Source organism: Streptomyces sp. NPDC033174 (assembly GCF_055577795.1).
Genome location: NZ_JBVIPQ010000005.1, coordinates 291,601 through 304,978, shown reverse-complemented (window position 1 = coordinate 304,978; position 13,378 = coordinate 291,601). Strand labels below are relative to the sequence as shown.

General features: G+C 73.2%; 11 protein-coding genes. 7 read left to right on the top strand and 4 right to left on the bottom strand.

The genetic code is table 11. The features are described from left to right. Positions 1-20 precede the first annotated feature (20 nt). The 5 genes from ACZ5VC_RS18175 (at position 21) to ACZ5VC_RS18155 (ending at position 8,407) form a co-directional block, all read left to right on the top strand. Positions 21-4,385: an AAA family ATPase gene (locus tag ACZ5VC_RS18175; protein ID WP_469121026.1), complete on the top strand. Its 4,365-nt coding sequence runs from the start codon at positions 21-23 to the stop codon at positions 4,383-4,385. A gap of 87 nt (positions 4,386-4,472) precedes the next feature. After that, a complete protein-coding gene (locus ACZ5VC_RS18170; RefSeq protein WP_468704236.1) occupies positions 4,473-4,598 on the top strand; it encodes a hypothetical protein in 126 nt (41 codons plus the stop codon). Between the two features lie 76 nt (positions 4,599-4,674). Then, positions 4,675-6,534, top strand: a complete 1,860-nt coding sequence (locus tag ACZ5VC_RS18165) for a RiPP maturation radical SAM C-methyltransferase (RefSeq protein ID WP_469121025.1) — start codon at positions 4,675-4,677, stop codon at positions 6,532-6,534. Continuing rightward, a complete protein-coding gene (locus ACZ5VC_RS18160) occupies positions 6,531-7,094 on the top strand; it encodes a DUF5825 family protein (RefSeq protein WP_469121024.1) in 564 nt (187 codons plus the stop codon). Before ACZ5VC_RS18165 ends, ACZ5VC_RS18160 begins: the two co-directional genes overlap by 4 nt. Before the next feature lie 2 nt (positions 7,095-7,096). Further along, on the top strand, positions 7,097-8,407 hold the full coding sequence (locus ACZ5VC_RS18155) for an MFS transporter (RefSeq protein WP_469121023.1): 1,311 nt from the start codon (positions 7,097-7,099) through the stop codon (positions 8,405-8,407). Between the two features lie 27 nt (positions 8,408-8,434). Here ACZ5VC_RS18155 and msrB read toward each other — a convergent pair whose 3' ends face one another. From msrB to ACZ5VC_RS18135, 4 genes are all read right to left on the bottom strand, one after another. Beyond that, complete coding sequence (gene msrB / locus ACZ5VC_RS18150; protein WP_469121022.1) at positions 8,435-8,842, bottom strand: peptide-methionine (R)-S-oxide reductase MsrB; 408 nt, start codon at positions 8,840-8,842, stop codon at positions 8,435-8,437. A 10-nt stretch (positions 8,843-8,852) separates the two neighbouring features. Then, entirely contained in the window at positions 8,853-10,244 is a 1,392-nt protein-coding gene (murC, locus tag ACZ5VC_RS18145; RefSeq protein WP_469121021.1) for a UDP-N-acetylmuramate--L-alanine ligase, read from the bottom strand. Positions 10,245-10,401: 157 nt separating this feature from the next. Further along, positions 10,402-10,884 carry an indole-3-glycerol phosphate synthase gene (locus tag ACZ5VC_RS18140; RefSeq protein ID WP_469121020.1) on the bottom strand — a complete coding sequence of 161 codons (483 nt, stop codon included), beginning with the start codon at positions 10,882-10,884 and terminating at the stop codon, positions 10,402-10,404. A gap of 105 nt (positions 10,885-10,989) precedes the next feature. Continuing rightward, on the bottom strand, positions 10,990-11,772 hold the full coding sequence (locus tag ACZ5VC_RS18135) for a pyrimidine reductase family protein (protein ID WP_469121019.1): 783 nt from the start codon (positions 11,770-11,772) through the stop codon (positions 10,990-10,992). A 51-nt stretch (positions 11,773-11,823) separates the two neighbouring features. On the opposite strand from ACZ5VC_RS18135, the gene zapE reads away from it, so the two are divergent. Together zapE and ACZ5VC_RS18125 are read left to right on the top strand one after the other, a co-directional pair. Beyond that, complete coding sequence (gene zapE, locus ACZ5VC_RS18130) at positions 11,824-12,879, top strand: cell division protein ZapE (RefSeq protein WP_469121320.1); 1,056 nt, start codon at positions 11,824-11,826, stop codon at positions 12,877-12,879. 44 nt (positions 12,880-12,923) lie between these two features. Beyond that, complete coding sequence (locus ACZ5VC_RS18125; RefSeq protein WP_468704252.1) at positions 12,924-13,349, top strand: OsmC family protein; 426 nt, start codon at positions 12,924-12,926, stop codon at positions 13,347-13,349. Positions 13,350-13,378 lie beyond the last annotated feature (29 nt).

Genomic DNA, 13,378 nt, shown 5'->3' with positions numbered 1-13,378 from the left:
GCCACGGGGAGCGCACGGCGATGTCACCGTACGGCGGGCACAGCGGGAGCGACGACGCGCGCTTCGTCACGGTCGGAGTCGGCGGGTACCGGGACGGCGGCTGGCCGCCGCTGACCCATGTGCCGGAGAGCGTGGGCCGGTTACGGGAGCTGTTCGCCTCTCTCGGGTACGGGCACGAGCTGGCCGAGCTCGCTGAGGGCGGCGCCTGGTCCCACATCGTCGGCCGGCTGAAGGCCTGGCGAGGCTCGGGCGACCGGCTCGTCCTGTACTGGACGGGGCACGGCTGCGTCGACGCCGACGAACACTTCCTGGTGACCGGGGACTCGCCCTCCTCCCGGCTCGACGGCTTCAACGCCGTGTCCGCGACCGCGCTCGCCCGCTTCCTGGTCAACCAGGAGTTCGGTGAGGTGCTGGTCCTTCTCGACTGCTGCGCGAGCGGCGCCGCCGCGTCCAGGATCGCCACCGAGATCGGCCGGGTGATCGACCACAGCAGCCACGCGGGCGCCGAGCGCCGCTTCGCGGTGATCGCCTCCGCCTGCGGGTACGAGAGCGCCGAGGACGGGGTGTTCGCGGAGGCGCTGAACCAGGTGGTGCGGCTGGGCCCGGAGGACCGGCGCTGGACAGAGCACGACCGGACCATCCGTTCGGACGAGCTCGCGGACGTGATGTCCCGCATGATGGCCGAACGGGACGGGCGGACTGCGTACATCGCCCGGGGCGCGCCCGTGCCCGCGCTGCGCAATCCGCTGCATCCGGGTGCGGCCGTCATCCCCGACGAGGACGTGGAGACCAAGCGGCTGCGGCGGCTGCGCGCCTCGGGCATCGACCAGCATCTGGTGCTCTCGGCCCGGGGCATCGAAGTGGGCGAGACCGGCTGGTACTTCTGCGGCCGCGACCGGCTGCTCCGGCGGCTGACGGGCTGGCTGGACCGGGCCGACCACGGGCTGTTCGTGGTCACCGGTTCGCCCGGCACCGGCAAGTCCGCGCTGCTCGGCCGGATCGCCACGCTCTCGGACCCGAATCTGCGGGCCATCGCCGAGGCGGAGGGCGCCCTCGTCGACACCCCGAACGGCGCGCTGCCGACGCTGGGTTGCGTCGACATCGCGCTGACGTGCCGCAACAAGACCCTGGACGACTGTCTGCGCGCGCTCGTCGACGCGCTGCGGCTGCCCGTTCCTCACGACGGCCGGCTGCGCGCCCCGCAGGTCGTCCAGCAGGTCGGCGAGCTCCGCCGCCCGGTCGCCGTGGTCCTGGACGGACTCGACGAGGCCAAGCCGGCCGAGGCGGTGGCGATCGCCGCGGACCTGCTGCGTCCGCTCGCCGATCTGCCGCGGGTGCGCGTCCTGGTCGGCACCAGGCCCCACCGCGCCGGCGGCGGGGAACACGTCCAGGACAGCGGCCCGTTGCTGCAGGCCCTGTCCCCGGACGAGACGGCCGTGCTCGACGACGAGCCGGGGAGCGACGCCGACCTGGCCGCGTACGCCCTGCGCCGACTGCTCGGCGCCGAGGGCTCACCCCTTCGGGGCCGCGACACGGAGGCACGCGCCTGGGCTGCCAGGGTCGCCCGGGCGAGCCGGGGAATCTTTCTGTACGCCCGGGTCGCGACCCGGGCCGTCCTCACCTCCCTCGCCGACGGCGACGTCCCGGACGGGGGCCTGGAGCGGCTGCTGGCGGGCGGCCTGACAGCTGTACTGGACGAGGAGTTCGCCCGGATCGCCGATCCCGGGCGGGTCCGCGATCTGCTGCGGCCGCTGGCCTGGGCGGAGGGCGCGGGGCTGCCACGCCGGGATCTGTGGCCGGTGCTGGCGACAGTGCTCTCCGACGACGGCCGGGTGTACACCGACCGGGACATCACCTGGGTACTCGAGCACGCCGGCTTCCATCTCGTCGAGGCGGGCGAGTCGGGCCAGACCGTGTACCGGCTTTACCACCAGTCGCTCATCGACCACTTCAGGGCGCTGTCCCCCGACGACGCCCAGACCCGTATCGCCCGGGCGCTGCTGGCGACGGTGGGCGGCCCGGACCCGGCTTCCTGGGAGCGGGCGCACCCCTACCTGCCCCGGCACGTCGCGGCGCACGCGCTGGCGGGAGGGCTCCTGCCGAGGGTCCTGCGCGAGCTGGGATTCCTCATGTGTGCCGATCCCACCCGCACGGAGGCGGCGGTCCGTTCCCTGCCGGACCGCTTCTCCTCGCCGGTCGCCCGGCTGTACCTGCGGGCCGCGCCCCGGCTCGTACCGCTCGACCCGGCGGCGCGGCTGCGCACCCTCCGGATGACGGCCCTGGCGGAGGAGCCGTCACTGCTGCACTGGCTCCAGGGGCGCGAGGCGCTACCGGTGACGGTGGAGGCGCTGTCGGCGGTGCCGGACGATTTCAGCGTCGGGCTGCGCGGCCACTCGGGACCGGTGATGGCCCTCGCGGTGTGCCGTGCGCCGGACGGACGCGAGCTGCTGGCCTCGGCGGGCGGGGACACGACCGTACGGGTGTGGGACCCGGACACCGGTGAGACGCGGCGGGTGCTCACCGGGGCGGCGACCACGGTGACCGCGCTGGCCGGACTCACCGACGCGCGGGGCCGGCGGCTGCTGGCCGCCGCGGCCGGTCAGGACGTCCTGGTCTGGGATCTGGAGGACGGCGAGCGGGTCGCGGTGCTGCGCGGGCACAGCGACACCGTGCAGGCGCTGGCCGGGCTCGACACCGGCGGGCCGCCGGTGCTCGCCTCGGCGGGCAAGGACCGGCGGCTGCGGCTGTGGGATCCGCGGACCTGGTCCGCCACGGTCCTGCCCGGCCACCTGGGGCCGGTGGCGGCGCTGGCGGCGGCCGTACTGCCCGACGGCCGCCGCCTGGTGCTGTCCGCGGGCGCCGACTGCACGGTCCGCCGCTGGGACGTCGATGCCCGGGAGCCGGCCGGGGGGATGCACGGACACATCACACCCGTGTACGCCCTGAGCTGCCTGGAAGCGGCGGACGGGCGGGTGCTGGCGGTTTCGGGGGCGGAGGACGGCACGGTCCGGGTGTGGGACGTGGAGTGCGGCACCGCCGTCCACGCCGTGCCGGGTCTGGTGGGCCGCGTAAGGGCCCTGGTGCCGTTCGTCTCGCAGGGCCGAAGGCTGCTGGCGATCGCCGGCCGGGCCTCCCGGATCCGGATCGTCGACCCTGTCACGGGGGCGCCGGTCCGGCAGCTGAACAGCCGGATGGCGTTGAGCGCCGACCAGGAGACGGCGGAGAGCGCGCTGGGCGCCCAGGTGAGCGTTGCGGAACAGAAGGACGACCTCAGGACGCTCGGGCTCCTGCGGGGCAGTGCCTACGCGCTGACCGCGCTCAGCACGGGCCGGGGCGACCGGCTGCTGGCGTCGGCGGGGTGGGACGGCACCGTCAGACTCTGGGACGCGGACCGGGGCGGGCCCCCCGATCAGCCGGACTACGATCTGCGCCGTGCGCGCCGTGTCGTCGCCCTGCCTCCGGCGGAGGGTCTCGAATGGTCGCTGGTTGTGGTGGGAGCCCGCGACGGGCTGCGGCTGACGACCTTCGACGGCGCCGGACGCCTGGTCTGCCAGGTCGGGTCCAGGCTGAGCACGCGGATCGCGGCGCTGGTCCTGCCGGACGGGCAGCCGGTCCTGGCTGGGGGAAGCGAGCACTCGCGCGGGTGGTTCGTGGACGCGCGGACGGGTAAGGAGATCGATTCCCCCCAGGTCCGGTACTGCGTGTCCTGGGCCAGGGGCGACCTGCGATCGCTGCGGGCGGTGTCCAACCCGGGCCGGACCGCAGTGCTGGTCGTGAACTCCCACCGATCGGGCTGGCGGGCGCTGATCTGGCGGAAGAACGGGGAGGTGGAGACGTTCTACGACCCGTCGGAGGGGGCCCGTTCCGAACTCGTGCCGTTCATCCGGCCGAGCGGGAAGCTCCAGTTCGTGCGGGTCGACCGGGCGGGCGTCGTACACCTCCATTCCGGCACCCCCATCGCGAAGGCCCGCGAGATCGCGGCCCTGGGCTTCGGCCCCCGCCCCGAGTCCCTGCCTCCGCTCGTGGTGCTCTGCGGACAGCGGGACGCGCGGCTCGCCGTCGTCTCCGGCGGGCGGGGGCGCCCGGTCATGAGCCTCCACGCCCTGGGACTGTTCGGCTCGACGGCCGAGCTGACCCTGCCCTGCGCCCTCACTCACTGGGCCACACTCCACCACGACGGCCAGGACCTGATCGTCGGCGCCGGCGAGGACGAGAACCTGTGGGTGTGGAATCCGGTGCGGCTGGGGCGGCCACCGGTGGCGGTGCCGCTGCCGGGTCCGCCCGAGGACCTCACCACCGCCGCGCGCGACCTGGTGTGCGTGCTGATCGAGGAGCACTGGACGACTCTGCGGCTGGGCGGCCTGGACGCGCTGTGGGGGGCCTGAACCGGAACCTCCCCCACTCGGCCGCCCCTTGCGTACCACTGGTAACTGCGCTTACGGTCAACGGACTTGAGGCATGGGAGGGAAACCATGGACAGCGACAGGGCACCAGAGGACGACACCCGCGTCAAGCCGGAGATCAAGAAGGTGGTGGTCCGCGAGGAGGAGGCCAAGAACCGCGAGCGGCACACCATCGACAAGCGACCGACGCCCTGAGCGGGCGTGGGCGGGCGCCGGTCGCGTGTCGGCGGCCGCCCCGCGTCGCTGGTGGGGGAACGGGCGGGGAGACGGTATGCGCGTCCATCTGGTGACCATGCCGTGGCAGCCGGTCGAACTGCCCTCGCTGCAGATCGGTCTGCTCCACTCCCTGCTGAGCCGTACCCGGCCCGACGACGAGGTCCGCGAGTTCCACGGCTCCCTGCGCTGGGCCGAGTTCCTGCTGGAGCGCTCCGGGGGCCGCATCCGCCCCGGTGACCATGTGGCCGTGGGCAGTGACTCGATCTTCGACGGGCTCGGGGACTGGGTCTTCTCGGGCGTGCTCTACGAGGATTCCGACTGGGGCGTCGAGCGGCTCGCCGCGTACGCCCGCCGGCGCGACATCTCCATCGAGAAGGCCACCGCGATGCGGGTCCACGCGGCGGAGTTCATCGACCGCACGGCGTCGGAGATCCTCGGCGACGACCCCGAGGTCGTGGGATTCACCAGCACGTTCATGCAGAACGTGTCCTCCCTCGCGCTCGCGGCCGAGCTCAAACGCCGCCGCCCCGGCGTCACCGTGGTGTTCGGCGGCAGCAACTGCGACGGGCCGATGGGGCACGCCCTGCACCGCAACCATCCCTTCGTCGACCATGTGGTCCGCGGCGAGGGGGAGTACGCGTTCCCCGCCCTGCTGGCCCATCTCGACCGCTCCACCCCGCCCGTGGACGTACCCGGGCTGTGCTGGTGGGACGGCGGCGTCTCGCGGGCGAACGAGGAGACGCGGCGCACGGTGGCCCCCGGAGACATCGCCTCGCCCGACTACGACCTGTGGCAGTCCGCGCTCGACGCCTCCCCGGTGGCCGAGTACGTCCATCCCAAGCTGGTGGTCGAGGGCGCGCGGGGCTGCTGGTGGGGCGAGAAGCACCACTGCACCTTCTGCGGTCTCAACGGCTCGGCGATGGCCTTCCGCGCCAAGCCCGGCGAGCGGCTGTGGAACGAGATCGACCGTCTGGTCCGGCGCCACCGCCTCCTCGACGTCGTCACCGTCGACAACATCATCGACATGTCCTACTTCAAGGACTTCCTGCCGCGCGCCGCCGACAGCGGCTGGGATCTGCGGATGCACTACGAGGTCAAGTCCAATCTCACCGCGGACCAGCTGGAGCTGCTGGGCAGGGCCGGAGCGGTGCACATCCAGCCGGGGATCGAGAGCCTCAACAACCGGGTCCTCGACCTGATGGACAAGGGAGTGAGCGGCTCCCGCAACGTCCGCACGCTCCGGGAGTGCGCGAACCACTCGCTCACCTGCACCTGGAACTACCTCTACGGTTTTCCGGACGAGACGGCGGACGACTACACGTCCGTCATCGACCAGATGCCGGCGCTGGTCCATCTCCAGCCGCCGGGCGGCGCGTTCCGGATCCAGCTGGAGCGGTTCAGCCCCAACTTCGCCAACCCCGCCCTCGGCTTCGCCGAACGGCGCCCCGCCGAGATGTACGGCCATGTCTACGACCTCCCGGACGAGGAACTGGCCGATCTGGTCTATCTCTTCGACACCCCGCCGCTCGGGATCGGCGGCAGGACCGAGGAGCGGCTCAAGCAGGCCGTCCAGGACTGGCACACCGGTCACGCCTTCTCCAGCCTGGTCCTGGAGGAGGAGGGGGACGGGACGCTGCTCCTGCACGACCGGCGCCGCGGCTGGCCGCGCCGTACGCACCGGCTGACCGGCTGGGAGGCGGCCGCGTTCCGGCACCTGGAGCACGGCCGGACCGAAGCGGCGCTCCACCGGCTGCTCACCGAGGCCGGCCAGGGGGCACCGCCCGAGGTGCTCGCGCGGTGGCTCGGGGACGGGGTGTCCCTGGGGCTGTTGTACTTCGACGGGCGGTCGTACGTGTCGCTGCCGCTCCGGAACACCCCGGTACGCGTCGACGAGGCGGAGGCCGTGACCGTATGACCACCATGTCGCCGCCCCTTGCCCTGCCGCCGTCCGCCCCGCCGCACCGGCTCGAGGGCCGGCGGGTCGTCGTGGAGGATCCGCTGCCGCTGGGCGCGGGCGGTCGCCACGCGGTGGGCGCGGTGCGGTTCCTGCGCGAGTGCCAGAGTCACGCGCTGACCGTGGACTGGCTCCCGGACACGGCCGAGCTGCCCTTCGCCCCCGGACTCCTGCGCCATCTGCCACCGCCGGCGCCCAGGCCCGGGGAGCCCGCCTGGAGCGCCGAGTGGCGGTCGGGGCACGCCTACGGGCTGCTCTACCACCGGCACGGGCCCGATTTCGTCACGGTGATGGACCGCAGGGAGCGGCTGGAGTCGGCGCGTTTCACCCTGGACCAGCCCCTGCTGCTCGACGCCTTCCTCACCGTCCTCGAGCCCACGGCGCTGGACGATCTCGACGAAGGGGGGCGGGAGGCCGTCGGGCTGCTGGCGGACGAGCGGCTGGCTCTGATCAGCGGAGGCTGGGCGGTCGCCCTGCCCCCACGACTGCGGCAGTGGCCCGTCCCCTGCACGAGCGTCTGAACGTGAGCTCCCCCTCCGAGGCCTCATCGGCCCGGTCCCTCGCGCGCGGCTCCCCCGGCCACTCCCCCGGGGGGCCTGTCGGCCCGCGCGCGCTGCGCCGGCACCGCCCCTTCCTGCTGCTCTGCGCCGAGCAGACGGCCAGCTCCGTCGGGCGCCAGGTCACCGCGCTGGCGCTGGCGCTGCTGGCCGTGACCCGGCTCGACGCGGGCCCCTTCGGGGCGGCCGCGCTGCTGGCGCTGACCTATCTCCCCGGAGCCGTACTGAGCCCGTTCGCCGGGGTCCTCGCCGACCGGGCCCGGCTGCGCAGCCTCACCGTCGCGCTCACCTCCCTCCAGGTGGTCGTGGTCGGCTCCGTCCCGGCGGCCGCCACGCTGGGGAAGCTGACCTGGCCGCATCTGTACGCGGTGGCGACCGCCTCGGGCGCCCTGACCTGGACGCTCGCGGTGGCGCTGCAGGCGGCGCTGCCCCGGGTCGTCCGGGCGGACCAGCTCCTTGCGGCCAACTCCGCACTCACCGGGGCCCGTACGGCGGGCCAGATCGGCGGTCCGGCCCTCGGCGGTGTCCTGGTGGGCCTCGCCGGCGCGTCGGAGGCGCTGCTGGCCGGCAGCGCCGCGTACGCCGTCGAGGCGGTACTGCTGCTCGCCCTCCCGGCGGCCCTGGACACGCCGGGCGAGAGCGCCGCCGAACGTGCCGCCCGCGACAGCCCCCGGCTGTCCGGCCTGTGCGAGGGTCTCGCGATCGTCCGCGCCGAGCCGATGCTGCGGCGGCAGGTGCTCGCGGGCGCGGGGTTCAATCTCGGCAGCGGGTCCGCCGACGCGCTGTTCGTGCTCTACGCCAGCCGTGATCTGGCGCTGCCCGCCTGGCAGTTGGGGACGGTCTACGCGACGTTCAGCGTCGCCACCGTCCTCGGGGTGCTGCTGGCCGGACGGTTCGCCGCGACCATCGGGCTGTACCGGGCGACGCGGATCTGCTCGGTGGGCGCGGCCGCGGCGATCTTCCTGGTCCCGGCCGCCTCCCTCGGTCTCGCCTTCCCGGCGCTCCTCGCGTACCAGCTGCTCTTCGGGCTCACGGCCACCGTCTGGGCGATCTCCATGACGACGACACAGCAGCTGGTGACCCCGGACCGCCTCCAGGGCCGGGTCGCCGGGTTCGTGCAGGCGGCCCTGCTGACGACCGTCCCGGTCGGCGCCCTGTCCGGCGGGGCGCTCGCCGCCTGGCTCGGCAATGTCCCCGTCCTCACCGGCTCGGCGGCGACGGCGCTCCTCGCGGCCGCCTGCTTCTGGCTGCCGAACGGCCCCCGGTCACCGAAGTGACCGGGGGCCGTCGTGGAGCGCGCGGGCTCAGGCCTCGTCGGCGGTGAGCCGCAGCGAGATCGAGTTGATGCAGTACCGCTGGTCCGTCGGGGTGCCGTAGCCCTCGCCCTCGAAGACATGGCCGAGGTGCGACCCGCACCGCGCGCACCGCACCTCCGTGCGGCTCATCCCGTGCGAGCGGTCCTCGATCAGCTCGACCGCGTCGGAGTCCTTCGGGTCGTAGAAGGACGGCCAGCCGCAGTGGGACTCGAACTTCGTCGTGGAGGTGAAGAGCTCCGCGCCGCACGCCCGGCAGGAGTAGACCCCCTTGGTCTTGGTGTCCGTGTACTCACCGACGAAGGCCCGCTCGGTGCCGGCCTCGCGAAGGACGTGGTACTCCTCCGGTGTCAGCTCGGCCCGCCACTGCTCGTCCGGCTTCTCGATGTCGTACGCCATCACATGCTCCTCAGCTCGACAGGCGGGCGAGGATCGTGGGACCGAGGTCCGTGACATCGCCCGCGCCCATGGTGAGAACCAGGTCTCCGGGCTCGGCCATTCCCGCGATCGCGTCCGGCACGGTGTCCTTGTCGTGGACGGCGGTGACGTCGGCGCCGGCCGCGCGGGCCGCGTCGATGATCAGCGCGCTGGTGACACCGGGGACCGGGTCCTCGCGCGCGGGGTAGATGTCCAGGACCACGGAGGCGTCGGCGAGGGCCAGGGCATGGCCCATCTCCTTGCCGAGCTCCTGGGTGCGGGAGAAGAGGTGGGGCTGGAAGACGACGAGCAGCCGGGCGGCTCCGGCGGCGCCGCGCATGGCCTCCAGGTCGGCGGTCATCTCGGTGGGGTGGTGCGCGTACGAGTCGATGACCTGGACCCCCGCGGCCTCGCCCTTGAGCTGGAGGCGCCGGCCGACCCCGGTGTACGCGGTGAGGGCCTGGGCCAGCTCGGCCGTGTCGATGCCGACGCGGGAGCCCGCGGCGAGCGCGGCGGCGGCGTTGTGGGCGTAGTGGCGGCCGGGGACGGAGACGGTGAAGGTGTGCTCGACGCCGTCCATGACGACGGAGACCTCGCTGGTCATGCCCTTCGGGGTGATCCGGCGGATCCACACGTCGGAGCCCTCGGACTCGCCGACGGTGACGACGTTCAGCCCCTCGCGGGCGGAGACCCGGGCGGCCAGTTCGCGGGCGCCCGCGTGCTCGCCGACGACGAGGGTGCCGCCGGGGCGGACCTTCGCCACGAACGCTTCGAACGATTCGTAGATCTCGTCAATCGAGGCGTAGTTGGCGTGGTGGTCCAGCTCGACGTTGAGGACGATGGCGACCTCGGGGTCGTACTTCTGGAAGCTGCGGTCGCTCTCGTCCGCCTCGGCGACGAAGATCTCGCCGTCGCCGTGGAGGGCGTTGGTGCCCGGGCCCGCGAGGTCGCCGCCGATGGCGTACGAGGGGCTCAGGTCCAGCCGGCCGAGGGCGACGGCGAGCATGGAGGTGGTGGTGGTCTTGCCGTGGGTGCCGGCCACGGCGATGGAGCGCAGGCCGGTCATGAGCGAGGCGAGCGCGTCGGACCGGTGCACGACCGGGATGCCGAGCTCGTCGGCGCGGGCGAGCTCCGGGTTGTCGGCGCGGATGGCGCTGGAGACGACGACCGAGGTGGCGTCGTCGGCGAGGTGGGCGGCCGCGTGGCCGATGTGGACGGTGACCCCGAGGGCCCGCAGCGCGTCGGCGGTCGCGGACTCCCTGGCGTCGCTGCCGGCGACCTTCGCGCCGCGCTGGGCGAGGATCTTCGCGATGCCCGACATTCCGGCACCGCCGATGCCGATGAAGTGCGGCCGTTCCATGGCGGCAGGGATGGCGGGTGCCATGCGTGTGTCTCCCCGGGGTGCGACGTACATGAGAGTCCCAGCCTAATTCCTCGGGGCCGGGACGCCGGGACGCGCCACCGGGACGGGGGCCGGACCCGGCCTCGGGGCCGTCGGCGGGGCGGCGGAGTCTCTTTTCGGCGGGGCCGCCCCCGGAGAGCTACTCGGCGAGCTGCTCGCCGTGGGCGAAGAGCTTCAGGACCGGCACGCCGACCTTGTGACGGGCCCGGGAGGCCCAGTCGCGGTGGAAGAACTCCTCCACGTAGTGCGGGGCCGTCAGGACGATCACCTCGTCGGCGTCGGACTCCTCGACCACGGCCTTCAGTCGGCTCAGCGGGTGGTCCTCGACGACCTGGCCCACGGCCTCGCAGCCCGCGTCCCGCAGGGCCTGGAGGGAGTGTTCGAGGGCGGCCTCCGCCGGGACCCGGGCTTCCTTGCCCTCCGGCTCCTCGCCTTCCCGGGCGGCCTCCTTCAGCTCGCCCAGGGCCACGTCGTCGATGGCGCGCAGGAGGACGTCCGCCTGGTCGCCGCGGGGCTGCATCAGCACGATGAAGGAGACCCTCTCGTCGCCGTGCAGGGTGGTGACGAACTCCACGTCGACGGGCGACAGGGGCTTCTCGATCATCAAAACGCTAGTGAACACTGCGTGAGCCCTTCTGCGGAAACCATCCTTCCCCGTGCCCGCACGGGGTCTGCAGGGTAAGTGTGCCCAGCGGAAGCTAAGCGGAACGGCAAATTCCGCCACTTGTCAGATCTGACGGTAGCGGGTGAAAAGGAACCCGGCCTCCTCCAGTACGGACCCCAGCGCGAACCGCGCCGGAACCGTCACCGACGGCCCTCCGGCGATCCGCTGCGCGTCCCCCGCCGTGAGCATCGGCGCGACGGTCAGACACAGCTCGTCCAGCGCCTCGGCCGCCACCAGCTGGCCGAGCAGCCGCGGGCCGCCCTCGGTGAGCTGACGGCGCAGCCCGCGGGCGGCCAGCTCCCGTACCGCACGGGCCACGTCCACTCCGGGCCCGTCCCCGGCGATCACCACCTCCGCGCCCGCCCTCTCGGCGGCCCGGATCCGGTCCTGGGGCGCGGCGGCCCCGGTCAGTACCAGCGTCGGCACCAGCGGCTCGGTGAACAGCGGCAGCGAGAAGTCCAGCCGGAGCGAGGCGCTGACCACGGCGATCGCGGGCGCCGGCCCCTGTCCGGCGGCCTCCCGGCGGGCCGCGAAGGCCTCGCGCGCACGGGCCGGGCGGTAGCCCTCCAGCCGGACCGTTTCGGCGCCGACCATCACCACGTCGGCCAGCGCCCGCAGGGTGCCGAAGATCCGCATGTCCGTCTCGGAGGAGATCGGCTGGGAGCGGCCGTCGTGATGGGCTGCTCCGTCCAGCGTGGAGACCATGTTGGCCCGCAGCCAGGGGCCCTCCGGATACGCGTAGGCGTCGGCCAGCTCGTCCAGGGACCACTCCCGGTCCCCGGAATCGGTGCCGGCCACCGCCGGGCCGGTCGCTGTCAGGTCGGTCACAGGGAACAGGCGTCGCATCCGTGCAGTCTGACACGGCGCTTACAGTGGGGAACTGTGTCGACCCCTGCCATGACCCAAGCGGCTCCCCTGTCCCTGTGCGCCCGTGAGCCGCACGTCCCCGCAGACCGGCTGGTCGCGGAGATGGTGCCGCCGCCGCGCTTCGACTCCGTGCGCTTCGACACGTACATCCCGGACCCGAACCAGCCGAGCCAGACCGACGCCGTGAAGGTGCTCGCCTCCTTCGCGGGCGGACTGGGCGGCGCCCACGCCAGCGGCTCCGGCAAGCGCCGCTGGTTCGCCCGGAAGCCGGCGGAGCCCACCGGCCCGCGCGGCGTCTATCTGGACGGCGGCTACGGCGTCGGCAAGACCCATCTGCTGGCCTCCCTCTGGCACGCCACCCCCGCCGAGCCGTCGCTGAAGGCCTTCGGCACCTTCGTGGAGCTGACCAATCTCGTCGGCGCGCTCGGCTTCCAGCAGACGGTCAGGACCCTCAGCGGGCACCGGCTGCTGTGCATCGACGAGTTCGAGCTGGACGACCCGGGCGACACCGTCCTCGTGTCCACGCTGCTCGGCAAGCTCGTCGAGGCGGGCGTCGCGTTGGCGGCCACCTCCAACACGCTCCCCGGCAAGCTCGGCGAAGGCCGGTTCGCCGCCGCGGACTTCCTGCGGGAGATCCAGGGCCTCTCGGCCCACTTCCGGCCGCTCCGGATCGACGGCGAGGACTACCGCCACCGGGGGCTGCCCGAAGCGCCCGCGCCGTACAGCGACGAGCAGGTGGCGAAGGCCGCGTACGCCACGCCCGGCGCCAGCCTCGACGACTTCCCGCACCTCCTGGAGCACCTCGCACGGGTCCACCCCAGCCGGTACGGCGCGCTGACCGACGGCGTCACCGCGGTCTGCCTCACCGACGTCCAGCCCATACCCGACCAGTCCACCGCGCTGCGGCTGGTCGTCCTCGCCGACCGCCTGTACGACCGCGAGGTGCCCGTGCTCGCCTCCGGCCGGCCCTTCGACCGGCTCTTCAGTGAAGAGATGCTGAAGGGCGGGTACCGCAAGAAGTACTTCCGGGCGATCTCCCGGCTCACCGCGCTGGCGCGCGACGCGAAGGGCCTCGTGGGCCAGTAGGTTGGGGCCGGTTGGGACCAATCCATCTGTGAAGGGGAACCATCATGGCCACCACGCGTCAGGCGCACACCGTCTGGGAGGGCGACCTCCTCCAGGGCAAGGGCGTCGTCACCTTCGACTCCTCCGGCATCGGTGAGTACCCGGTCTCCTGGCCCGCCCGGGCCGAGCAGGCCAATGGCAAGACCAGCCCGGAGGAGCTGATCGCGGGCGCCCACTCCAGCTGCTTCAACATGGCCTTCTCGGGCGCCCTCGCCAAGGCCGGCACCCCGCCGACCCGGCTGACGACCAAGGCCGAGGTCACCTTCCAGCCCGGCACCGGCATCACCGGCAGCCACCTCACGGTCGAGGGAGAGGTTCCGGGCCTCGACGAGGAGGCGTTCCAGGCCGCGGCCGAGGACGCCAAGAAGAACTGCCCCGTCAGCCAGGCCCTCGCCGGTACGAAGATCACGCTGACCGCCAAGCTCGTCTGACCCTCACGCCACATGAGGCAACGTGGCCC

What these genes read in the sequence shown, in the direction of transcription:
- ACZ5VC_RS18175 (WP_469121026.1), top strand. Translation starts at nt 21, where the DNA reads ATGTCACCGTACGGCGGGCACAGCGGGAGCGACGACGCGCGCTTCGTC.
- ACZ5VC_RS18170 (WP_468704236.1), top strand. Translation starts at nt 4,473, where the DNA reads ATGGACAGCGACAGGGCACCAGAGGACGACACCCGCGTCAAGCCGGAG.
- ACZ5VC_RS18165 (WP_469121025.1), top strand. Translation starts at nt 4,675, where the DNA reads ATGCGCGTCCATCTGGTGACCATGCCGTGGCAGCCGGTCGAACTGCCC.
- ACZ5VC_RS18160 (WP_469121024.1), top strand. Translation starts at nt 6,531, where the DNA reads ATGACCACCATGTCGCCGCCCCTTGCCCTGCCGCCGTCCGCCCCGCCG.
- msrB (WP_469121022.1), bottom strand. Translation starts at nt 8,842, where the DNA reads ATGGCGTACGACATCGAGAAGCCGGACGAGCAGTGGCGGGCCGAGCTG.
- murC (WP_469121021.1), bottom strand. Translation starts at nt 10,244, where the DNA reads ATGGCACCCGCCATCCCTGCCGCCATGGAACGGCCGCACTTCATCGGC.
- ACZ5VC_RS18135 (WP_469121019.1), bottom strand. Translation starts at nt 11,772, where the DNA reads ATGCGACGCCTGTTCCCTGTGACCGACCTGACAGCGACCGGCCCGGCG.
- zapE (WP_469121320.1), top strand. Translation starts at nt 11,824, where the DNA reads ATGACCCAAGCGGCTCCCCTGTCCCTGTGCGCCCGTGAGCCGCACGTC.
- ACZ5VC_RS18125 (WP_468704252.1), top strand. Translation starts at nt 12,924, where the DNA reads ATGGCCACCACGCGTCAGGCGCACACCGTCTGGGAGGGCGACCTCCTC.